Origin of the sequence: Sphingomonas sp. SKA58 (genome assembly GCF_000153545.1) — a bacterium.
Classification (GTDB): domain Bacteria; phylum Pseudomonadota; class Alphaproteobacteria; order Sphingomonadales; family Sphingomonadaceae; genus Sphingobium; species Sphingobium soli.
This window is the reverse complement of record NZ_CH959306.1, coordinates 327,257-348,044: the sequence shown is the minus strand read 5'-3', so window position 1 is coordinate 348,044 and position 20,788 is coordinate 327,257. Positions and strand designations below refer to the sequence as shown.

29 protein-coding genes are annotated in these 20,788 nt (G+C 62.7%); 12 read left to right on the top strand and 17 right to left on the bottom strand.

Annotated features, from left to right (window positions below):
• The first annotated feature begins 58 nt into the window (after positions 1-58).
• The 4 genes from SKA58_RS02100 (at position 59) to SKA58_RS02085 (ending at position 2,601) form a co-directional block, all read left to right on the top strand.
• Positions 59-718, top strand: a complete 660-nt coding sequence (locus SKA58_RS02100; protein WP_037542018.1) for an HAD-IA family hydrolase — start codon at positions 59-61, stop codon at positions 716-718.
• Positions 715-972 carry a hypothetical protein gene (locus tag SKA58_RS02095; RefSeq protein WP_009820683.1) on the top strand — a complete coding sequence of 86 codons (258 nt, stop codon included), beginning with the start codon at positions 715-717 and terminating at the stop codon, positions 970-972. Before SKA58_RS02100 ends, SKA58_RS02095 begins: the two co-directional genes overlap by 4 nt.
• On the top strand, positions 969-1,664 hold the full coding sequence (locus SKA58_RS02090) for an ATP12 family chaperone protein (RefSeq protein WP_009820682.1): 696 nt from the start codon (positions 969-971) through the stop codon (positions 1,662-1,664). Before SKA58_RS02095 ends, SKA58_RS02090 begins: the two co-directional genes overlap by 4 nt.
• A 106-nt stretch (positions 1,665-1,770) precedes the next feature.
• Entirely contained in the window at positions 1,771-2,601 is an 831-nt protein-coding gene (locus SKA58_RS02085) for a hypothetical protein (RefSeq protein WP_037542452.1), read from the top strand.
• Between the two features lie 49 nt (positions 2,602-2,650).
• On the opposite strand, the gene SKA58_RS02080 is transcribed toward SKA58_RS02085, so the two are convergent.
• The 6 genes from SKA58_RS02080 to SKA58_RS02055 form a co-directional block, all read right to left on the bottom strand.
• Positions 2,651-4,012, bottom strand: a complete 1,362-nt coding sequence (locus tag SKA58_RS02080; protein WP_037542451.1) for a methyl-accepting chemotaxis protein — start codon at positions 4,010-4,012, stop codon at positions 2,651-2,653.
• A gap of 97 nt (positions 4,013-4,109) precedes the next feature.
• Positions 4,110-5,027, bottom strand: coding sequence for a DMT family transporter (locus SKA58_RS02075; protein ID WP_009820679.1), 918 nt, complete (start codon positions 5,025-5,027; stop codon positions 4,110-4,112).
• Between the two features lie 31 nt (positions 5,028-5,058).
• Positions 5,059-6,117, bottom strand: coding sequence for a DUF3667 domain-containing protein (locus tag SKA58_RS02070; protein WP_009820678.1), 1,059 nt, complete (start codon positions 6,115-6,117; stop codon positions 5,059-5,061).
• A gap of 68 nt (positions 6,118-6,185) precedes the next feature.
• On the bottom strand, positions 6,186-6,857 hold the full coding sequence (locus SKA58_RS02065) for a murein L,D-transpeptidase catalytic domain-containing protein (RefSeq protein ID WP_009820677.1): 672 nt from the start codon (positions 6,855-6,857) through the stop codon (positions 6,186-6,188).
• A 52-nt stretch (positions 6,858-6,909) separates the two neighbouring features.
• Positions 6,910-7,224 carry a hypothetical protein gene (locus SKA58_RS02060; protein ID WP_009820676.1) on the bottom strand — a complete coding sequence of 105 codons (315 nt, stop codon included), beginning with the start codon at positions 7,222-7,224 and terminating at the stop codon, positions 6,910-6,912.
• 4 nt (positions 7,225-7,228) lie between these two features.
• A complete protein-coding gene (locus tag SKA58_RS02055; protein ID WP_009820675.1) occupies positions 7,229-8,683 on the bottom strand; it encodes a L,D-transpeptidase family protein in 1,455 nt (484 codons plus the stop codon).
• Positions 8,684-8,754: 71 nt separating this feature from the next.
• Between SKA58_RS02055 and SKA58_RS02050 the strand changes: the two genes are divergently transcribed.
• Positions 8,755-9,648 carry a histone deacetylase family protein gene (locus SKA58_RS02050; RefSeq protein WP_037542449.1) on the top strand — a complete coding sequence of 298 codons (894 nt, stop codon included), beginning with the start codon at positions 8,755-8,757 and terminating at the stop codon, positions 9,646-9,648.
• 10 nt (positions 9,649-9,658) lie between these two features.
• Here SKA58_RS02050 and SKA58_RS02045 read toward each other — a convergent pair whose 3' ends face one another.
• The 7 genes from SKA58_RS02045 to hisB form a co-directional block, all read right to left on the bottom strand.
• On the bottom strand, positions 9,659-10,225 hold the full coding sequence (locus SKA58_RS02045) for a hypothetical protein (RefSeq protein WP_009820673.1): 567 nt from the start codon (positions 10,223-10,225) through the stop codon (positions 9,659-9,661).
• Between the two features lie 63 nt (positions 10,226-10,288).
• Positions 10,289-10,609, bottom strand: a complete 321-nt coding sequence (locus tag SKA58_RS02040) for a phosphoribosyl-ATP diphosphatase (RefSeq protein WP_009820672.1) — start codon at positions 10,607-10,609, stop codon at positions 10,289-10,291.
• A gap of 42 nt (positions 10,610-10,651) precedes the next feature.
• Positions 10,652-10,921, bottom strand: a complete 270-nt coding sequence (locus SKA58_RS02035) for a PEP-CTERM sorting domain-containing protein (protein WP_009820671.1) — start codon at positions 10,919-10,921, stop codon at positions 10,652-10,654.
• A gap of 126 nt (positions 10,922-11,047) precedes the next feature.
• On the bottom strand, positions 11,048-11,812 hold the full coding sequence (gene hisF, locus SKA58_RS02030) for an imidazole glycerol phosphate synthase subunit HisF (RefSeq protein ID WP_009820670.1): 765 nt from the start codon (positions 11,810-11,812) through the stop codon (positions 11,048-11,050).
• Complete coding sequence (gene hisA / locus SKA58_RS02025) at positions 11,809-12,546, bottom strand: 1-(5-phosphoribosyl)-5-[(5-phosphoribosylamino)methylideneamino]imidazole-4-carboxamide isomerase (protein WP_009820669.1); 738 nt, start codon at positions 12,544-12,546, stop codon at positions 11,809-11,811. The genes hisF and hisA overlap by 4 nt, the downstream gene beginning before the upstream one ends.
• 27 nt (positions 12,547-12,573) lie before the next feature.
• Positions 12,574-13,188: an imidazole glycerol phosphate synthase subunit HisH gene (gene hisH, locus SKA58_RS02020; protein ID WP_009820668.1), complete on the bottom strand. Its 615-nt coding sequence runs from the start codon at positions 13,186-13,188 to the stop codon at positions 12,574-12,576.
• A 4-nt stretch (positions 13,189-13,192) separates the two neighbouring features.
• A complete protein-coding gene (gene hisB, locus SKA58_RS02015; RefSeq protein ID WP_009820667.1) occupies positions 13,193-13,780 on the bottom strand; it encodes an imidazoleglycerol-phosphate dehydratase HisB in 588 nt (195 codons plus the stop codon).
• A gap of 95 nt (positions 13,781-13,875) precedes the next feature.
• Here hisB and SKA58_RS02010 point away from each other — a divergent pair, with 95 nt between their 5' ends.
• The 4 genes from SKA58_RS02010 to SKA58_RS01995 all read left to right on the top strand — a co-directional run bounded on the left by SKA58_RS02010 (position 13,876) and on the right by SKA58_RS01995 (position 16,173).
• Entirely contained in the window at positions 13,876-14,352 is a 477-nt protein-coding gene (locus tag SKA58_RS02010) for an SspB family protein (RefSeq protein WP_009820666.1), read from the top strand.
• A 51-nt stretch (positions 14,353-14,403) separates the two neighbouring features.
• Positions 14,404-15,345 (top strand): prolyl aminopeptidase, encoded by a 942-nt coding sequence (gene pip, locus SKA58_RS02005; protein ID WP_009820665.1) that lies wholly within the window; start codon positions 14,404-14,406, stop codon positions 15,343-15,345.
• Positions 15,346-15,359: 14 nt separating this feature from the next.
• Positions 15,360-15,770 carry a membrane protease subunit gene (locus tag SKA58_RS02000; RefSeq protein WP_037542015.1) on the top strand — a complete coding sequence of 137 codons (411 nt, stop codon included), beginning with the start codon at positions 15,360-15,362 and terminating at the stop codon, positions 15,768-15,770.
• Between the two features lie 61 nt (positions 15,771-15,831).
• Complete coding sequence (locus SKA58_RS01995; RefSeq protein ID WP_009820663.1) at positions 15,832-16,173, top strand: hypothetical protein; 342 nt, start codon at positions 15,832-15,834, stop codon at positions 16,171-16,173.
• Between the two features lie 7 nt (positions 16,174-16,180).
• On the opposite strand, the gene SKA58_RS01990 is transcribed toward SKA58_RS01995, so the two are convergent.
• The 3 genes from SKA58_RS01990 to uvrB all read right to left on the bottom strand — a co-directional run bounded on the left by SKA58_RS01990 (position 16,181) and on the right by uvrB (position 18,932).
• On the bottom strand, positions 16,181-16,402 hold the full coding sequence (locus SKA58_RS01990) for a type II toxin-antitoxin system HicB family antitoxin (RefSeq protein WP_009820662.1): 222 nt from the start codon (positions 16,400-16,402) through the stop codon (positions 16,181-16,183).
• Complete coding sequence (locus tag SKA58_RS01985; RefSeq protein WP_009820661.1) at positions 16,399-16,650, bottom strand: type II toxin-antitoxin system HicA family toxin; 252 nt, start codon at positions 16,648-16,650, stop codon at positions 16,399-16,401. The genes SKA58_RS01990 and SKA58_RS01985 overlap by 4 nt, the downstream gene beginning before the upstream one ends.
• Positions 16,651-16,748: 98 nt before the next feature.
• On the bottom strand, positions 16,749-18,932 hold the full coding sequence (gene uvrB, locus SKA58_RS01980) for an excinuclease ABC subunit UvrB (protein ID WP_037542014.1): 2,184 nt from the start codon (positions 18,930-18,932) through the stop codon (positions 16,749-16,751).
• A 52-nt stretch (positions 18,933-18,984) separates the two neighbouring features.
• On the opposite strand from uvrB, the gene SKA58_RS01975 reads away from it, so the two are divergent.
• Positions 18,985-19,548, top strand: coding sequence for a DUF3617 domain-containing protein (locus SKA58_RS01975; protein ID WP_037542013.1), 564 nt, complete (start codon positions 18,985-18,987; stop codon positions 19,546-19,548).
• Positions 19,549-19,571: 23 nt separating this feature from the next.
• Here the strand turns inward: SKA58_RS01975 and SKA58_RS20190 are convergent, their stop codons facing one another.
• A complete protein-coding gene (locus SKA58_RS20190; protein WP_232209348.1) occupies positions 19,572-19,943 on the bottom strand; it encodes a hypothetical protein in 372 nt (123 codons plus the stop codon).
• Between SKA58_RS20190 and SKA58_RS20185 the strand changes: the two genes are divergently transcribed.
• Both SKA58_RS20185 and SKA58_RS01965 read left to right on the top strand, forming a co-directional pair.
• Entirely contained in the window at positions 19,929-20,453 is a 525-nt protein-coding gene (locus SKA58_RS20185) for a hypothetical protein (protein WP_228221609.1), read from the top strand. The two genes, SKA58_RS20190 and SKA58_RS20185, sit on opposite strands and share 15 nt — an antisense overlap.
• On the top strand, positions 20,428-20,730 hold the full coding sequence (locus SKA58_RS01965; protein WP_050762989.1) for an HNH endonuclease: 303 nt from the start codon (positions 20,428-20,430) through the stop codon (positions 20,728-20,730). The genes SKA58_RS20185 and SKA58_RS01965 overlap by 26 nt, the downstream gene beginning before the upstream one ends.
• Positions 20,731-20,788: the final 58 nt, after the last annotated feature.

Genomic DNA, 20,788 nt, shown 5'->3' with positions numbered 1-20,788 from the left:
GACCGCAAGGGCGAACGGCGCGCCCGCGGCAGCGCGCGCAAGGCGTGAGACAGCGCGCATGACCAATCGCCTGGCCGTGTTCGATTGTGACGGAACGCTGGTCGACAGCCAGCATAATATCTGCGCCGCCATGACCCGTGCGTTCGAGGCGGTGCAGATCATGCCGCCAGAACGGCTGGCGATCCTGGCGGTGGTCGGGCTGTCGTTGCCGGTCGCGATGGCGCGTCTGCTGCCGGAGGCGGAGAGCGATTTCCACGACCATCTGGCCGAGCATTACAAACAGGCCTTCCGGTCGCTGCGGCAGGACAATGCCGTGTCGGAACCGCTTTATCCCGGCATTGCCGACCTGGTCACGGAACTGGATGCGGCGGGTTGGCTGCTGGGCGTGGCGACAGGCAAGTCCGATCGCGGCCTCAATCTCTGCCTCACGCATCATGGCATCATTGACCGATTCGTGACGCTCCAGACCGCCGACCGTCACCCGTCCAAGCCCCATCCGTCGATGCTGCTGACGGCGATGGCAGAAGCAGGCGCGGCACCCGAGACAACAGTCATGATCGGCGACACGAGTTTCGACATCGATATGGGGCTGGCGGCCGGCGCGCGCGCGATCGGCGTCGCATGGGGCTATCATCCGCCGCAGGAACTGACAGCGGCGGGCGCGCATGGCATAGCCATGGACAGCGCAGACCTGCGCCGCCATATCGGCGCGCCATGAGCGACAGCCCCCCTCCCCCACCCGTTGATCCAGAAAAGGTCGCGCGGCAGCGCCATTTCGCCATCGGCCTGTTCCGTCTGTCCGGCGCCTTCATCGTCATGTTCGGCTTCCTGGCGATCATGCAGCGATTTTCCTGGGTGCAGGGCGGCAAGGCCAAGGCGTTCGGGACCATCATGGTGCTGACCGGCCTGTTCCAGTTCGTCGTGGTGCCCCGCCTATTACTGGCGCTGTTTCGCAAGAGGCCGCCGCAATGAAACGCTTTTACAAGGATGTGGCCATCGTCGCGGGCAGCGAAGGCTTTGCCATCGAACTGGATGGCCGGGCCGTGCGCACGCCCGCGCGCGCGCTGCTGGCGCTGCCGACCCGGAACCTGGCCGAGGCCGTCGCGGCCGAATGGCGGGCGCAGGAGGGCGAAATCAATCCGGCGGCGATGATCTTCACCGGCCTGTCGAACGCAGCCATCGATCACATCGCGCCCAATCCGGGGGCGTTCGCGGCCGGCATCGCCCGCTATGCGCAGAGCGACCTGCTCTGCTATCGCGCGGACGGCCCTGACGCGCTCGTGGCGCGGCAGGCGGCGGCATGGGACCCGCTGCTGGACTGGGCGGCCAGCCGCTATGATGCGCCTATGATCGTGACCCAGGGTGTCATCCCAGTGTCGCAGCCCGAAGACAGCCTCGCGCGCCTGGAGGCGGCCGTGCGAACGCATGATCCTTTCATGCTCGCAGGATTGTCGACGCTCGTAACGCTGAGCGGATCGCTGATATGCGGGCTGGCGATCGCCGAGGGCGGATATGATCCCGAAGAGCTATGGCAGGCAGTGCAGGTCGACGAACAATGGCAGAGCGAGCAATGGGGGGAAGATTCAGAAGCAGCGGCGCGGAACCTGCTGCGCGCCCGCGAGTTTTCCACAGCCGGAGCGTTTTGCACGATGAGCCGAGTTTAAGGGACTCGGAACCGGGCTATTGCTTCGTTCATTGAAGGAGTTGAGACGCGCGGAAATCGCGCTGGATCGATTGTTTCGATGCAACCAGTTCAAGGAGACCCTGACATTGGCCCGATATGCCAAATTCGCCTATCTGACGTTCGCCGCGCCGCTTGCCCTGGCCGCGCCCGCCATGGCGCAGCAAACGCCTGCTGCTTCGACCAGTCCGGCAGCTCCAACCACTCCGGCTACCCCCGCCGATCCGGCAGCGCCAGCTGACGCCACCACAATGCCCGCCGATGGCGCCACCACACCCGCGCCGGCCACAACGGCACGCGAAATGACGCCGGACGAAATTGCCGCTTTCAATCAGGCGGTGACCGACTTCACGGCTGGCCAGAGCGCTCAGCAGGCCGGCGACAATGCCGGTGCCGTGGCAAAATATGACGCGGCGATCCCAGCCATCCGTACCGCAGTCGAAGCCGATCCCAGCAAGATCGACAATGTGAACTTCCTGGCCAATGCACTATACGCAGACGCCGCCGCCTATGGCGCGATGGGGCAGATGGACAAGGTGGTGTCGCTGTACGACGAGGCCCTGCCCTATTGGCGCAAGGTCGTGGAGGCCAAGCCCGAGGATACGGCCAGTCGCAATATTCTGGCCGGCATGCTGATCCAGATGGGCAACCAGAAGCTGGCGGCGCAGGACACGGATGGCGCTGATCCCTATTATCAGGAGGCGCTGACGCTGGCCCGCAAGTCCGCCGCCGCCCAGCCTGCCGACGCGGTGAGCAAGAATATCCTTCTGTCCGCACTGATCGGCGCCAGCCAGACGACGACGGAAGAAGGTCTGCGCGATGAAGCGTTGAACATGGGCAAGGCGATGATGGCCGACGGCACGATCGACGCGACAAATCGCCCTTCGATCGAAATCATGACCGGCGCGAAAGCCAGCTGAATGACGGGCCGGGATCAGGCATGGACACGCCTGATCCCGGCACATCGCGTCATCCCTGATCTTGATAGGCCATTTGCAATACGCCCCAGTGGCGTCCGCAAATGTGGATGGATGCAATGACCTGTTTCAACAGGATAATGGCGCCTTCGGCAGTGGGGCGGCGATAGGCCTTGATGCAAAAGGGTTGCGTCGTACGGCACTGCTCGCGCGTATCGGGGAAATCGAAAATCAGCCCCTGACGCGAATGTTCGGCATTCCAGACTGACTGCCCCGGACGTTGGGGATATGCGCGCTCCGGCATGGCGACCGCGCCAAAGGCATTGCGGTCCGTAAAGGTCATGCCGAACAGGCCCGTATAGGTCTTTGCCATTTCCTGGCGCACGCGGGCTGCCGGAACCATGATTGCTTGCACGGGATGGGTATATTGTTCAGGATCCGTGCCGGATATCGGCACATAGTCTTCGCTGAAAACGTCCGCTTCGGTGATATGCCCCTGAGCGATCGCCTGCTCGACCGCATCGGCCACGGCCTGGGCTGATTCGAGGCTGAACCGTATATAGGGCGAATCGGGAATATCGACGCCGCTTTCGGCCAGATATTGGAGCAGCAGATTGGTGTCTTCGCTGGCGCTGGTGATGCGGCGGGACAGACGCTGCAAACCACCGGCATTGTCGCTGGACGTGCTGGCCAAGGCTGACAGCCCCGCCCGGATTTCCCCCGCAGAACCCACCATCGACCCGATGCGTTGCGCGACCGTCTCGCTGTTGCTCGACAAATCCAGCATCAGCGCGGCGAGGCGTTCGACCAGCGCTTCGATATTGCGCGTATCGGACTGAGCCGTCCGGGCCGTCTGGGCGCCCCGCGAAATGCTGTCCAACATGCCGTCCGCCTCACCGGTCAGCGCAGCGATTGATCGTTCGATCGTCTGGGTCGCCGCTCCGGTTTCCTGGGCGAGCTTTTTCACCTCCGCCGCGACTACGGCGAAACCTCGCCCGGCGTCGCCAGCGCGGGCGGCTTCGATCGTGGCGTTGAGCGCAAGAAGATTGGTCTGGCTGGCGATGCCGCTGATGACGCTGGTGACATGGGCGACGGTTTTGAGCGCCTCACCAAAGCCATCGAGCCGCGCATGGATGCGGCTGACCTGCTCGATCAGGTCCACGAAATTCATATTGGCTGCCGACAGCTGCCGCCCGGAATCATCGATGATCGAGCGGGCTGCAATAGCCTTTTCGCGGGCATCCTGTCCGGCAAGCGACACGCGTTCGCCATCCTGCGAAAGCTGGGCCGCGGCAGAGCTGATGGCTTCAATCGTGCATGCCTGCTGCGTCACGCGTGTGGCCAATTCGCCGATATCGGCCTGAAGATCGAGCGTGCGGATGCCAAGGTCGCCAGATAATTTGGCGACCTTCATCACCGCGCGCGCGACATTGTCTGAATGCGTGTCCCTCATCACCATGTAGCCTTATGCTGGCATAGTAAATTATCGGTTAGCGCCACTTGCTTACCCTCTAGAGTGTCCCCGCGAGCGCGAGAATGACGCCTGCCGCGACAAGAATGAGACCAGCCAATTCGCTGCGACGCACGGTTTCACGCAGGTAGAAATGTCCGAACGCCATGGTGAATGCCACCTCCACCTGACCCACGATTCGCACGAGCGCGACGGGAGCGGTGGCAAAGCCGGTAAACCAGCAGGCCGAACCCAAGGCCGACAGGAGGCCGACCTGGCCGGACACGCGCCAGCTGCTCAAGACCCTGCGCATTTCGGCCGGCTCCCGCCACAATAGCCAGCCGCCCTGCATCACAGTCTGCAACGGGACCGTGACCGCCAACACGATCAAGGCGGCAAATACCGGAGTGTCGGTGTCCACACCCTGCGTCGCGCGGCGGATGCCGATCGCCGTGAGCGCAAAGAAAAAGCCGGAGGCGATGCCCGTGACTGCGGCTGGCTGACCCAAGGCGCGCACAAAATCCCATAGGCCCAATTTGCGACCGCCGGTCGACAGCAGCATGACGCCCGCGACCCCGCAACCGATCCCCGCCCAACTAAGCGGGGGCAGCGTTTCCCGCAGAAGAAAGAAAGACAGCACAGCGCCTTGGGCGGCTTCCGTTTTAGAATAGGCTGTGCCAACCACGAAATTGCGATACCGGAACGCACTGATCAGCAGATTGGTCGCGATGATCTGCGCCAGGCCACCAGCGCCGCAGAACAGCAGAAAATCCGCATTCAGCCGCGGCCAGGGGGTCGGAAAGACGACCAGATACAGTGCCAGCAGCGCCGTCGTGAAGGGCATGCCGTAAAGATAGCGGACAAGGCCCGCCCCGTTCAGGGAGAGACTTTCGCTCACCCGGCGCTGAACCGCCGTGCGCCACGCCTGAAGCGCGCCGGCGACCAAGGTAGCCGGCAGCCAGATGGGTGAACTGAACATGCCGCGTCCTATAACGGGGACGCGCGCCCCGTCATCCCATCATCGCAACCAAGGTGAAGAAGAGCGATAACGATATGCAGGCAAAACCATAGAGCAGCGGCAAACGCAGAAACGTGCTTGTTCGCGACAAATGGTAGGCATCCTTGAATTGCCGGTACATATGCCACGCCGCGAAAAGCAGCAGCCCGGTCGTCACAATTCCGCTGGTCACATGCAGCGCCGTCAATATCATCGACAAGGAGAACAGCAGCGACATAAAAGCAATGGAATAGGTCACGTAAATGGCGTGATCATATATTTTATAGCGGCGGCTGAAGGGAAAGAGCAGCCACATGAACGGCAGCGAGATCAGGATCAGCGCCCAGGAAAATTTATAGGCGTTGGCCTTTAGCTTGTAGTAAGCGAGTTCGGGATTTTTTGCGGCGGCGTTGATGGTTTTTCCCACTGTCTTCGCGACGCCGCCATTGACGCCGTCGGAGGTCAGGGAGTTGGCGATATTGCCGGCCAGCGTCAATCCTTCCCGGTCCTCCCGCGCATCCTCCAATGTGCTGGCCAGTGCCTTGCGCCGTTCGCTCGACAGATTGGGCTTGGCCAGGTCTGCCTCCAGCGCGCGAATGCGGGCGTCAGCCTTTGCCTGTTCCTGGGTGAGTTCGGCCCGGGCGGCTGCATTCATCTGCACGCCCTTGCCTTCGCCTTCCGGCCCGTGATGGCTGGTCAGCGAAAAGACCGCATACATCAGGAAGGCACTGAACAAAAACAGCGCGAAAGGCGACACGAACTTCGCCCGCTCCCCATGCACATAACGCCGTGTCAGCTTGCCTGGCCGCAGCGCGAGTTCGGGCAGCGTCGTGAATATCTTGCCTTCCAGATGCAGCACGCCATGCACAAGGTCATGCCCGATCGCGGCGAAGCTGCGATGCATATGCGCCGCCTGGCCGCATTGCGCACAGTAAGGCCCGCCAAGCGGCGCGCCGCAGTTCAGACAATCGCCATGGCCGGCCTGGTGCGCCTCCCCATGGGCGGGCTCGACAGCCCGCGCCAGCATCGCCCCGGTGACCGCGTCACCTGTCGCCTCGATTCCCCCGTTCATACCGGCAGACTATCAGCGGTGTATCACCAACGCCAGACAGCGAATGAGCGCCTTACGATGTTGTCGGATCAGGCTGCGCCAAGCTTGCCCGAATACAGCAGCCGGCCCTGCCCCAGCAGTCCCAGCACCTGTGGCACCAAATGCGGCGCGACGGCAAAGCAGCCTTCGCTGCGGCCGCATTTGCCCCAGGTCGCCACATGATCTTCCGTCACATAATCCGCGCCATGAACGACGATGGCGCGCGCTTCGGCATTGTTGTTCTGGGGATCAAGCCCGGCAAGACGCATCGACCGCCCATGCTGGCCGACATATTCCGCCTCCGTGCGGAACGCCCCCCGGCAACTGGCGAGGGAATTGAATTCGTTGGAGAAGCTATGCAGCCAGCCGGAATGGCCAGGGTCCGATCCCCGCCCGTGCGACACGAGATAACTATTTGCCTGCCCGCTCACCAGGTCGACGATATGCATCCGCATGTCCTTCGATGGGGCGTCGAAATCGACGATGCCGACACGGTCACGCAGAGGGAAGGCCGATCCATGCTGGTCCAGCGCGGCGCGCGCGCGATCCAGCAGCGCAGCATAGCGCGGCGTCGGCCTGGCAGGCGCAGCCGCGACAGGAGGAACCGGAGACGGCGCAGCGGGTTGAGGCATGACGGGCGGCGCGGCACGGCCCATGCTGTCCGACAGAAACGAAAAAGCGAGCCCGCTCAAAGCGAACTTCGTAAAATTGCGGCGATCCATGGCCGCTCTTATAGCAAAAGACGCGCGCCGATTGAACCCGGGCTCTGGCCGGTCACTCGCTGCTGTTGCTCGCTTCGTCGGCGGGCTGCACCGCTTCGCCGTCACGCGGAAGGCGCGACGTCATGCCGGTCGCCTCCGCGTCATCGAGAATCTGTTGCTCCTGTGAGATTGACGGCGGCGGCGCAACAGGGGCGGCCTCGACCTCGTTCTTCGGCTCGGGCATCGGTACGTCCGGTTCCTCGACAATCACATTTTCGACTGGCGGTTCGACCAGATTGTTGACCGGCGCCGGGGCATCTTCTTCCTTTTTGCCGCAAGCGGCCAGAGCAAGGGCGCCAGACAGCGCGATCAGGGCGAATTTACGCATGGAATCAGTCCTTTGATGCGATGGAGGCGGGAGCGGGAGCGGCGGTGGGATCGGCGCGGCTGCTCGATGCCTCGATCTTTTGCGCCAGCAGTTTGTCCCAGCCATAGGGGTCGTTGCGGAAGGACACGACGCCATCACCATTGGCGAAGGCCGTCCAGTAGAGGAGGTAGACCGCGACATCCTGAGGCAGCGACACCCGCTGCGTCTTGCCTTCGTCGATCAGGTTCTGGATCTGGCCGTTGAGGTCGGGGGAGGCGGCGACCATCTGCTCGGCCAGCGCCACCGGCTTTTCCAGGCGGATGCAGCCGTGGCTTGCCAGGCGATCATAGCTCGAAAATTTGCCGCGCGCGGGCGTGTCGTGCAGGTAAACGGCGAACGGGTTGTTGAAGTCGAACTTCAAACGGCCCAGCGCGCTGTTGGGACCTGCCGGCTGCACGATGCGCTCGCCCCCTTCGGGCGTCTTGACGATCTTGTAACCCTGCCGGATCAGCGTCGCCCGTCCTTTAGGGAAAAGTTCACGCCTGGCGATCGACATCGGCACATTCCAGGGCGGATTGACGACAATTGAATGGATGCTGGACGACAGCATCGGCGTCTGGTTATCCGGGCTGCCAGTAACGGCACGCATGGAGGTAACCGGCTGATCCCCTTCGAACAGGGTCAGCACGGCAGCGGCGATGTTCACCTGTACCCGATTGACGGGCAAGCTGCGCGGCATCCAGCGCCACCGTTCCATATTGGCCATGATCGCGGCGATACGATCATCAACGCCGACGTTGAGCGCGGCAAGCGTTCGGGCATCCAGATTGCCGGTGGGGTTGAGGCCATAGCGGCGTTGCGCCCGTTGGATGATGTCGGCCAGTTTTTCGTCCGGCGAGACGCTGGGGTCCTCCATAGCAATGCGTTTGCGAATAGCGTCGGACGACGAAGAGGCGGACAGCGACTGCCAACCGCCCTGGTCCCGAATTGCCTCGTAGCGGGCGAGCCCCTGCCGCAATGTCTCATACCCCGCCCAGGGCGGGGTCAGCCGGTTGGCCCAGCGGTCTAGATCATCGTCGGAAACGGCCTTGGCCAAGCCGGGGCGCGGATCGAATTTTTCCGGGCGCAGCGCCCAGATGTCGAGGAAGTCGGCCGTGTCGACGCGCCCGGTGCTGAGCGCGCGGGCGCGGTCGAGCATGGCATTCACAAGCGCTTCGCCATGGAGCGGGCCGCTGCGCTTCTGGCGGGCCATCAGCCCCTGCGCCGCGCCGGTCTTGAGCCAGTCATTGGCCCACGCCTCCTGCGCGGCGGACAGCGGCGGAATAGGAACGGGCGGACGAATTGCAGGAATGGGCTGCACCAAGCCCGATCCAGGCAGGGTTGGCGCAACGGCGGGCGGCGGCGTCTGCGCCAGGGCTGGTTGAGCGGCAAGCGATGAAGCGGCAAGGCCTATCATCGCCGCGACGGGAAAACGGGTCATGGAGGGGCGGTTCATGCTGGACCAGATAGCGCAAAGCTCTCTAGGTTCAAATCGCGATAGTGGAAAAGATCATGCTGCACGTTGTTCACCATCCTGCCTATGTCTCCCCTGCAACACCCGGCAGCGCCTATCGTTTCGACAAATATGGGCTGGTGATGGATGCCCTGACAGAGAGCGGAACGGCGATGACGGTTCATACGCCCGAGGTGATGCCGCGCGAATGGATCGAGGCCGTGCATGACCCCGCTTATGTGGACGAGGTGATAAGCCTGAGCGTCCCGCCCGAAAAGATGCGCAGGATTGGATTTCCGATCACCGATCGCGTGGCGACGCGGTCGCTGCTATCGCCGGGCGGCACGTGGGCCGCCGCGCGGCTGGCGAAAATCCATGGCTATGCAGCCAATGCAGCGGGCGGCAGCCACCATGCGCTGCACGACACAGGCGCTGGATATTGCGTGTTCAACGACCTGGCGATCGCGGCCACCCGGCTGATCGCGGAAGGTGACGCGAAACATATCCTGATCCTGGATTTGGACGTGCATCAAGGAGACGGCACGGCGGCGCTGATGGCGGGGCGCACCGACGTCTTTACGCTATCCATTCATGCCGAGCGCAACTTTCCCGTGCGCAAGGCGCGATCCAGCCTGGACATCGGGCTGGAGGATGGCATCGATGACCATGGTTATATGGCGGTCCTGACTTATGCCCTGCCGCGCGTGCTGGACGACTTCGCGCCCGACCTCATCCTGTATCAAGCTGGAGTCGACCCCCATGGCGAGGATCGGCTGGGCAGGTTGGAGCTGACCGACGCCGGCCTTGACGCGCGGGACCGTTTTGTCCTGCGACAGGCCCGCAAGCGCACTATTCCGGTCGCCAGCACCATGGGTGGCGGCTATGGCGCGAATCGCATGCTGATTGCGCGGCGCCATGCGGACTGCATGATCCGCATGGCGCAGGAAATGTGAGACTAACGGATCAGTGGGTGGTGGACGCATTTGCAGCGACCCTGGATTCCATGATTTTAGCCGCGATCAGGCCCGCAGCGGCGAGCGCGACGAAATCGCTGAACGCAAGATAAAGGAAATAGCCCCAGGGCGCATGGTTGAAGACCGGCTGACCGATATGCAGCCAGAGCACGGCCGCAATCGAAAACAGGATGGTCACGCGCATGCGGCTGCCGAAATCGGCCAGAGCGAAACGCAGCGCGAGCGCGATCAGGATACCGACCGCCAGCGCGAGGATCAGCCCGCCGATCAGGGACGCGCCATCAGTGACGGGAAATCCACTGCTGTTATAGAAGACCTGGGCGATAGGGCCGCGACCATAGAGGATGGTGCCCTGCGCGGTGGCCGGATCCGGGATGACATAGACGCCGGTGCCGGTGGCGTTCAGCCCCTGGGCGAGCGCAGCCTGAAGATTGGCGCTTTCCTGATCGCCCGCGCGACTGAACGCGAGTGCGCTGAGCGGCGTGCCCCAAAAGATGAAGCCGATAATATACATGGCGAGACCGCCAAGCAGCCCCCCGATGACCGAACGAACCATGATAGACCCCCATCCCTGCGGTGAAATCGCCGATTAAACGCGGGGTGAGGCAATTTTATCCGTTCAGTCGGACGGTCGGGCCGCCTTTTCCACGATTCCCGACACACCTTCGCGACGATCCAGCTCGTCAAGGACGTTATCCAGCGGGATATCGAGATCAGCCAGCAGCATCAGCAGATGGAAAAGCAAGTCCGCGCTTTCGCCCACAGCGCCGGCGCGGTCGTCGGCCATGGCCGCGATCACCGTTTCCACCGCTTCCTCGCCGACCTTCTGCGCAATCTTCGCGCGGCCTTTGGCCGCCAGCTTTGCGACATAGGACGCCGTCGGGTCAGCCGTGCGCCGCTGGCGGATGGTCTGTTCGAGATGATGAAGAGTCGCGCGCATGGGGCGCATCAAGCGCCGCGCGCGCGACCCGTCAAATGAATTTTACTTCCGGCGATTCTTGCGGCGCGCGACAACGGCGCGGCCACACAGTACGGCCGCGCCCATCGCGAACAGCGCCATCTGCTCGGGCTCGGGCACCGGCGTCGGCGTGCCGCCCGACGAACCGCCAGTGGACGAGCCGCCGCCCGACGAGGACGAACCACCGCCGCACTTGCCAAACCAGCATCCCCAGGTGGCCTGCGCCGGCGCGGGCACGGCTGCGCCCATCAAACCAGCGACCCCAACCATCAAAAGCATCTTCCCGTATTTCATGTCACACCCCTGCTGCCAAAGAATGAAATAGTTCTAGGGCTGGAAATACGGGACACGCACGCATCTTTCCAATGGATTAACCACGATAATGGCGGCGGGAATGTATCATTACGATCCACCCGTCAATCAGGCGGCGCGGACCGGCACCCCTGCTGCCGCCAACGCGCGATGCGCGTCGCCCACGCTATGCTGACCAAAATGGAAGATCGAAGCGGCCAGAACGGCGCTGGCATGCCCCTTGATCACGCCGTCGACAAGGTGATCGAGCGTGCCGACGCCGCCGCTGGCGATCACGGGCACGGATACCGCGTCGGCAATGGTGCGGGTGAGCGCCAGATCATAGCCCTGCCGCGTCCCGTCCCCATCCATCGACGTGACCAGCAATTCGCCAGCGCCCAGTTCCGCGAGGCGCAGCGCATGCTCCAGCGCGTCGATGCCAGTGGGCTGGCGCCCGCCATGGGTGAAGATTTCCCAGCGCCCCCCCCCAACCTTGCGCGCGTCCACGGAGCCGACGATACACTGGCTTCCGAAGCGATCGGCGATGTCGGCGACCAGTTCGGGACGGACGACCGCGGCGCTGTTGACCGCGACCTTGTCCGCGCCCGCCAGAAGCAGCGCGCGCGCGTCATCCGCGCTGCGCACGCCGCCGCCGACCGTGACCGGCATGAAGCACACCTCCGCCGTGCGCCGCACCACGTCCAATATCGTGCCGCGCGCCTCATGCGTGGCGGTAATGTCAAGGAAGCAGAGTTCATCCGCGCCGGCCGCGTCATAGAGCCGCGCCTGCTTCACCGGGTCGCCGGCATCCTTGAGGTCAACAAAATTGACGCCCTTGACCACGCGGCCATTGGCGACGTCGAGGCAGGGAATGACGCGGGTGCGGACGGTCATGCCGCCGCCTGCGCGACCGCCATGGCCGTCTTGAGATCAAGGCGGCCGTCGTAGAGCGCCCGGCCGGTAATGACGCCTTCGATCCCTTCATCGGCGTGAAGGCTAAGTATGCGAATGTCGGCAATGCCCGCCACGCCGCCGCTGGCGATCACCGGAATGTCGGTCGCGCGCGCGAGATCGACGGTTGCGTCGATATTGCATCCCTTGAGCAGGCCGTCACGGCCGACATCGGTGAAAAGCAGGCTGGCAACACCCGCATCTTCAAACCGGCGCGCCAGATCGACGACCGGCATGTCGCTCTTTTCCGCCCAGCCGTCAGTGGCGACGAACCCATCGCGCGCATCCACCGCGACAACGATGCCGCCCGGAAAGTCGCGGGCCGCCGCCTTGACGAAGGCGGGGTCCTTGAGCGCCGCGGTACCGATGACGATACGTGACACGCCAAGATCGAACCAGCGTTCCACGGCCGCGCGATTACGGATGCCGCCGCCCAACTGCACATGCCCTGGGAAAGCGTCGATGATTGCCTCGACCGCAGCAGCGTTGACCGCCTCGCCAGCAAAGCTGCCGTCCAGGTCCACCACATGGAGATGCTGCGCGCCTGCCTGAGCAAATATGTGCGCCTGCGCAGCAGGATCATCGCCATAAATGGTGGCGCGATCCATGTCGCCTTCGGCCAGCCGGACGACCTGGCCGCCTTTAAGGTCGATGGCGGGAAATACGATCAGGGACATGAGCGAAACCTTTACGCGCAGCGGCCGTCAGGGCCGCCAGTCGAGAAAGCGGGACAGGAAGGACAAGCCATAAGCCTGGCTTTTTTCCGGGTGAAACTGACAACCGATGATCGTGTCGCGCGCGACCGCAGCGATCAGCGGGCCGCCATGATCGGTCCGGGCAGCGACATGAGCGGGATCGGCCGCCTCGAAATGATAGCTGTGCAGGAAATAGGCTTCCCCCGGCTGGAGCAGACCCGGCGCGCCCGTCAGCGCCACATCGTTCCATCCCATATGCGGCACCTTGGCCTCGGCGTCGGCCGGTTCGATCCGCCGCACCGTGCCCGGAATCCAGCCCAGCCCTTCATGGCGGCCAAATTCCTCGCCCGCGTCGGCGAGCAGTTGCATGCCCACGCACACGCCCAGGAAAGGCGTGCCCCGCTGATTCACGGCCTCACCCATCGCCTCGACCATGCCGGGAATCGCGACCAGCGCGTCGCGACAGGCCCGGAACGCACCGACGCCCGGCAGCACAATACGGTCGGCCCGCGCCACCACCTCCGGATCGGCAGTGATAGCGACGTCCTGCGCGCCCGCTTTTTTCAGCGCATTATGCACCGAATGAAGATTGCCCGCGCCATAGTCGATGAGGGCGATGGTCATCGGCTTACAACATGCCCTTGGTCGACGGGATGGCGTCGGCCTTGCGCGGATCGACCTCCACCGCCTGACGCAACGCCCGTGCCAGCCCCTTGAACGCGCTTTCAACGATATGATGATTGTTGCTGCCGTAAAGCAGTTCGATATGCAGCGTGATGCCGGCCGCCTGGGCGAAGCTGTGGAAGAAATGCTCCACCATTTCGGTGTCCCATTCGCCCACCTTCGTGACGGTGAAGGGCAGCTTGCACACCAGCCATGGACGGCCGGAAATGTCGAGCGCAACGCGGCTCAGCGTCTCGTCCATCGGCGAATAGACGCTGCCGTAGCGGCTGATCCCGCGCTTATCGCCCAGTGCCTTTGCCACGGCTTCGCCAATGGCGATCGCGGTGTCCTCTGTGGTGTGGTGCTGATCGACATGCAGGTCGCCGACCGTCTTGACGGTCATGTCGATCAGCGAATGGCGCGAAAGCTGTTCGAGCATATGGTCGAAAAAGCCGATGCCGGTCGACACGGCGTAAAGCCCGGTGCCATCCAGGTTGACGGTCACATCGATCTGCGTTTCCGCAGTGTTGCGGTGAATTTCGGCCGTGCGCATGGCCGCCCTATAGCGTGTGGGACGCAGCATGCAATGTGCGCGCGCACGCTGGAGCGGGCTTGACCCCATGCTTAGGGCCGTTAGGACATTGCGCCATGAGCGATGACCTGCCCGACAGCCTGATTCCCTATGACGAAATCGTGCAGGAGGCGCTGCGCGCGGTCGTCGGCCGCGTGCTGGACGAAGTGCAGCAGACGGGCGGGCTGCCTGGGACGCATCATTTCTACATCACCTTCAAGACACAGGCGCCGGACGTCGACATTCCCAAGCATCTGGTCGAACGCTTCCCTGACGAAATGACGATCGTACTCCAGAATAAATTCTGGGACTTGAAGGTCAGCGATCAGCATTTCGAGGTGAGCCTGACCTTCAACCAGGTCGCGGCGCATCTGGTCATCCCTTTCAGCGCGATCACGGCCTTCGTCGATCCGGCCGTCAATTTCGCGCTCCAATTTCAGGTGCAGTCGGATGAAATCCCCGAACCGCATGACGAAGCGGAAAATGACGGGCCGCAGGTGACGAACGAGGATGGATCGAACGTCGTCACGGTGGATTTCGGCAAGAAGAAATAAGCGGCGGCCTACGCCTCTGGTTCAAATCGCATCGCCTGTTACAAGGTCCGCATGCGCAGTCTCTATCCACCCATCGAACCCTTTGCCTCCGGCCATCTCGACGTTGGCGACGGGCATCGCATCTACTGGGAACGGTGCGGCACCCCGGGCGCCAAGCCTGCCGTCTTTTTGCATGGCGGACCTGGCGGAGGCTTCAGCCCCGAACATCGGCGGCTAGTCGATCCCACCCGCTACGATCTGCTGCTGTTCGACCAGCGCGGATGTGGGCAGTCCACACCGCATGCATCGCTGGACGCAAACACGACCTGGCATCTGGTCGCCGATATCGAACGGCTGCGGGCCATGATGGGCGTCGACCAATGGCTGGTGTTCGGCGGCAGTTGGGGATCGACGCTGGCGCTTGCCTATGCGCAGACGCATCGCGCGCAGGTGAGCGAACTGGTGCTGCGCGGCATCTTCACCATCCGCCAGTCGGAAATAGACTGGTATTATCAGGAGGGCGCGAGCCGCATCTATCCCGACAAATGGGAGAGGTTCGTCGGCCCCGTCCCTGAAACAGAACGCGGCGATCTGGTTGCGGCCTATCGACAACTGCTGACCGGCGACGATCCTGCCGCACGGATCGCTGCGGCGCGGGCCTGGAGCGTGTGGGAGGGCGAGACCGTGCGCCTGCTACCCGACCCGGCGCTGTCGGCGGTGCATGACGCGGATGATTTCGCGCTCGCCTTCGCACGGATCGAAAATCATTATTTCACGCATCGCGGCTGGCTGTACGATGGTCAATTGATCGCCAATGCCGCTATATTGGCCGACATTCCCGGCGTCATCATTCATGGCCGCTACGACATGGCCTGCCCCGCCGAAACCGCCTGGGCCTTGCACAAGGCGTGGCCGCAGGCGCGCTTCGAACTGATCGAGGGCGCGGGCCATGCCTATAATGAACCGGGAATATTGGACGCACTGATCCGCGCGACCGACGATTTTGCAGGCTGAAGGGGGAGCATGCAATGATAAGATTGACCGGAACGGGCATGCTGGGCATCGCCATCCTCTTCATGGTCACGCTATCCGGCGTTCTATGGGGCTGTCCGGCCTATAATGTCTACAGCAAGGAACAGTCGGGCCGCGCCGCCTTGGCCGAAGCGCAATCCTCCCGCCAGATCGCGGTGCTCGAAGCGCGGGCGCGGCTGGAAAGTGCGAAGATGCTCGCTGATGCAGAAGTCGTGCGCGCAGAAGGCGCGGCACGTGCAAACCGAATCTTGCAGGATAGTCTGGGCGGTCCGGACGGCTATTTGCGCTATCTTCAGATTCAGGCCATCGACGCTAAAGATGCGAGCATCATTTACGTCCCAACCGAGAGCGGATTGCCTCTGCTGGAAAGCAGCCGGCTGGCGCCACGGACGAATGCGGCTAACTGATTTGGAACTGTCGAACGAAACCTGCTTTTGCCTTGAAAGAACGCGACCAGGAGTGGTGCAAATGATGACACGGATGCTGGGATGGGCGATGGTGCCCATGATCGCAACGCTTGCCGGTTGCGGGGAGCCCGCCAGGGATCAGGCCGTGACCGGGGACAATCAGGCCATCGCTGAAAGCGGCGCTGCGGCGCAGGTCGCCCAGCTGACGCCCGAGCAGCGCAATGGTGTCTTCGAGAAGGCGATCCGTGATTCGGGCGTCGCGTGCCCCGCCGTCACGGGATCGGAGCGGACGGAGATTCGACCGGGCGTCAAAGGCTGGAAAGCGCAATGCGACAATGACAGCGCGCATCTGATCGAAATCACGCCGGACGGTACCGCGAAGGTGACAAGCCGGACTTACTGATAACGGATTAAGCGGCGTAGATGGCAGGGCGGTAGCGGGCTTCCGGAATGGGATGACCGTGCTCGCGCGCGAAATCGAGCCATAGCCCGATCGCTACTTGGACCTCCGCAATGGCTTCACCTGGCGTGTCGCCATGCGCGGAGCACGGTTTGAGGTCAGGCACATCTGCAATCCAGACCTTGTCCTCTTTCGACCAGAAGACATTGATGTGATACTGATGGTCCATCATTCGTCCATGCTGAGTCCTTGTGCTTCGATCATATCAAGGAATTGCTCGACCTGATAGGTCTTGGCATCCTTGCCATTGGGTTGGATAATCAAAGGACGGTCGATGCCGGCGCGGCCGTAGACATGATGACTGCCGCTGACGCGGGTAAGGCGAAAGCCGAAGGCTTCGAGTAGCCTTTGGAAATCGCGAAAGCTGATGTTGCGGCTGCCTTGGAGCAGTCGTTGCAAGAGTTTGGCGGGTTTGACCATCGGGACATCCTTTCGATCCAACTTTTGCCAACTCGTGACATCGATTTGAATCGACTTCGCTATCCCTGGGCGGAAACTCTTGGATTGGTCCGGTAGCCCTAGCGCCCGAATTTCCGCTGTGTCTTCCCATATCGCAGCTTCCGCGTCCCCGGTTTGCCCTCCGTCGCGCGGCCACGTGGGGCGGCAACCTGCTCGTCTGCGGGCAGGCCAAGTTCCTCCGCTTCCAGCTTGCGGATTTCGTCGCGAATGCGGCCGGCTTCCTCGAACTCCAGATCGGCGGCGGCGGCGCGCATCTTCTTTTCCAGGTCCTCGATATAGGCGCGCAGATTGTGGCCGACCATATGCGGGCGATCGTCCAGCCCAGTGTCGACCGTGACCTGATCCTTGGATGCCACATGGGCGATGATGTCCCCGATCTGCCGCTTGATCGTGGTCGGCGTGATGCCATGCTCCAGATTATAGGCTTGCTGCTTCTCGCGCCGTCGCGACGTTTCGTTGAGCGCGCGTTCCATCGACCCGGTGATGCGGTCGGCATAGAGGATCACGCGGCCCTCCACATTGCGCGCCGCGCGGCCAATCGTCTGAATGAGCGAGGTTTCGGAGCGCAGGAAACCCTCCTTGTCCGCGTCGAGGATCGCGACCAGCCCACATTCAGGGATGTCCAGCCCCTCGCGCAGCAGGTTGATGCCGATGAGAACGTCGTAGACGCCCAGCCTCAGATCGCGGATCAGTTCAATGCGCTCCAGCGTCTCGACGTCGCTGTGCATGTAGCGGACCTTGATCCCGGCTTCATGCATGAACTCGGTCAAGTCCTCGGCCATCCGCTTGGTGAGAGTAGTCACGAGCGTGCGATAGCCCTGCGCCGCGACCTTGCGGCATTCGTTGATGAGGTCATCGACCTGATCCTCGACCGGCTTGATCTCGACCGGCGGGTCGATGAGGCCGGTGGGGCGGATCACCTGTTCGGAAAACACGCCGCCGGTCTGCTCCATCTCCCATGTGCCGGGGGTGGCGGACACGCTGACCGTCTGTGGCCGCATCGCGTCCCATTCGTTGAAGCGCAGCGGGCGGTTGTCGATGCAGCTAGGCAGGCGAAAGCCATATTCGGCGAGCGTGATCTTGCGCCGGTGATCGCCCCGCGCCATCGCGCCGATCTGCGGCACGGTCTGGTGGCTTTCGTCCACGAACAGCACGGCATTTTCAGGCAGATATTCGAACAAAGTCGGCGGCGGTTCGCCGGGCAGGCGGCCAGTCAAGAAGCGGGAATAATTCTCGATCCCCGCGCAGCTTCCTGTCGCCGCAATCATCTCCAAATCAAAATTGGTGCGCTGCTCGAGCCGCTGCGCTTCCAGCAGCTTGCCCTCGGCGACCAATTCCTTCAGCCGCTCGGCCAATTCGAACCGGATCGCTTCCATGGCCTGCTTCAGCGTCGGGCCGGGGGTGACATGGTGACTGTTGGGGAACACTTTCACATAATCGAGGCTGGCGATCTTCTTACCAGTGAGCGGATCGAATTCGACGATATCCTCAATCTCGTTGCCGAAGAAGCTGACGCGCCAGGCCGTGTCCTCATAGTGCGAGGGGAAGACTTCCAGATTGTCGCCCTTCACGCGGAAATTGCCGCGGGCAAAGCCTGCATCGTTACGCTTATACTGAAGCGCGACGAGTTTACGGATGATTTCGCGCTGATCCTCCACCCCGCCTTTCTTCATCGAAAAGGTCATGGCCGAATAGGTTTCGACCGATCCGATGCCATAAAGGCACGACACCGACGCCACGATGATGACGTCGTCGCGTTCCAGCAGCGCGCGGGTGGCCGAATGGCGCATCCGGTCGATGCTCTCGTTTACGCTCGACTCCTTCTCGATATAGGTGTCGGACCGCGGCACATAGGCTTCGGGCTGGTAATAATCATAATAGCTGACGAAATATTCGACTGCATTGTCGGGAAAGAAGCTCTTGAACTCGCCATAGAGCTGGGCCGCCAAAATCTTGTTGGGCGCAAGGATGAGCGCGGGGCGCTGCAACGCCTCGATCGTCTTGGCCATGGTGAAGGTCTTGCCCGAGCCAGTGACGCCGAGCAGCACCTGGTCCTTTTCGCCTTGCCTGGCCGCCGCCACCAGTTCGGCGATCGCGGTGGGCTGGTCGCCGGAGGGTTCATAGTCGCTTACCAGCGTGAACGGCCGCCCGCCCTCGCTCTTTTCCGGGCGCGCCGGACGATGCGGGACGAAGCTCTGGCCGGTTTCCGGCTCGGACAGGTCGGTGCGGATTTGAATTGTCATCGCGCCTTGATATGGTACCGGAACATAAGGGGTGCAACAGGGAGATCGGACGATGCGCGGAGCGTTTTTGACGATGCTGGGCTTGACCATGACGCTAGCGGCGTGCGGGGACCAGCCAGGCGAAAAGGCCGGTGACATTGCCGCGACCGACGCCATGAGCAAGACGCAGGTGAAAGAAGCCGTGGACAAGGTGCAGTTGAAACCCGGCCAGTGGCAGGGGCGCTTTACCATCCAGGACATCGACCTGTCCGGCATGCCCGGTGCGCCGGCAACGATGGAAGAGCAGATGAAGCGGATGATGAGCCAGACATCCCTCACCTATTGCGTGACCCCCGAAGAGGCCGCCAATCCCGGTGCGGAAATGTTTTCGGGGCAGGAAGACAAGAATTGCCGCTTCGCCGATTTTTCTGCCACGAACGGCAAGGTGAAGGGCCGCGTCTCCTGCAAGGCGGAGGGCGGCACCATGAACGCCGCCATGTCGGGCAGCTACGCGCCCGACAGCTATGCGATGGACATGGACATGAAGATGGAGGGCGGCCCCGAAGGCCAGACCATGGCAATGACAGCGCGTTCGGAGGGTAAGTGGATCGGCCCGAAATGTGAAGAGAATAAGTGATCGTCCGGCTGATCCTTTTACTGTCACTTAGCCTGAGCATCTGTTGCGGGCTTGCGAACGCTGCCGAACCGGACACGATCGTGGTGAACGGTCAGCGACTGACGAAAGAGGAAGCGCGCGCACGGGCGACCGACTTTGTCCGGCGCCTGGGCGTCGTCCAGGGAGACAGGCCGGCCGCGCGGTGGTCGTCGGGCATTTGCCTCAAGATCAAAGGTGTTTCGGCCGATATCGCGGACATTGTTGCGGCGCGCATGACGTCGACGGTCCAGAGGGTCGGCGCTCCAATCGCGGCGCGGAAATGCGAAACCAACCTTTTGGTCGCATTCGTAAGCGACGGACAAGAGCTCGCCGCCCTTGTCAATGAACGGCAGCCCGGCAGCATGACGGATATCCAAGGTCCAGAACGCCGCGAATTGCTCGAAGGCGATGCGCCTATTCGCTGGTGGTATACGATTGCCTATGGATCGGGCGACGGCGACGCCCTGTCATCGACCCCCTCTCCCATCACCGGGGGCAATGGCGAGGCAGGGGCATCCATATTGCCCGATGGCGTGCCAACGGGTGGCTCCTATGCGCCGAGCCTCATCCGCAGTCAGGCGATCCGGCTCATAAGTGCTGCCACCGTCATCATCGACGTGAACAGGGCCGAGGGCATCACGTTGAACGCCGCAGCGGATTACGCCGCGTTCGTTGGCCTCGCCGAAATCCGCCGAAATTCGCCGTCTTCTGTTCGATCGATCATCAACCTCTTCCAGGCTGAATACGGGTCCGACAGCCTGACGGACTGGGATTTCCGTTTCCTCACCGAATTATATTCTCTTCCGCTCAACCGTCTGGGTCGGCTTCAGCGCGGCTATCTGGTCAAGGCGCTTGTCGACGATGATGATATTGGCGAGGGTGAATAGGGATTTGCCCTGCTGGCTCTGCGGCCGGCCATTGGGCGCGCGGATCGAGTGGCATCATCCTGTGCCCAAGAGCCGGGGCGGGCGGGAGACGGTGGCGGTGCATCCCCTTTGTCATCGCACCATCCATGCAACCTTTACCAACGCGCAGCTGGCGCGCGACTTTGCCGGCCCCGCCGACCTACGCGCAGCCCCGGCGATCGCCACCTTCCTACGCTGGATCGAGGGAAAGCCGGCCGATTTCCATGTGCCCACGCGCGGCGCCCCACGACGGCGATGACAGGCCCCGATGTGCTTTGGTCTTGCACTTTGCGGCCGGGCAGTAGAGCCTTGCGCCA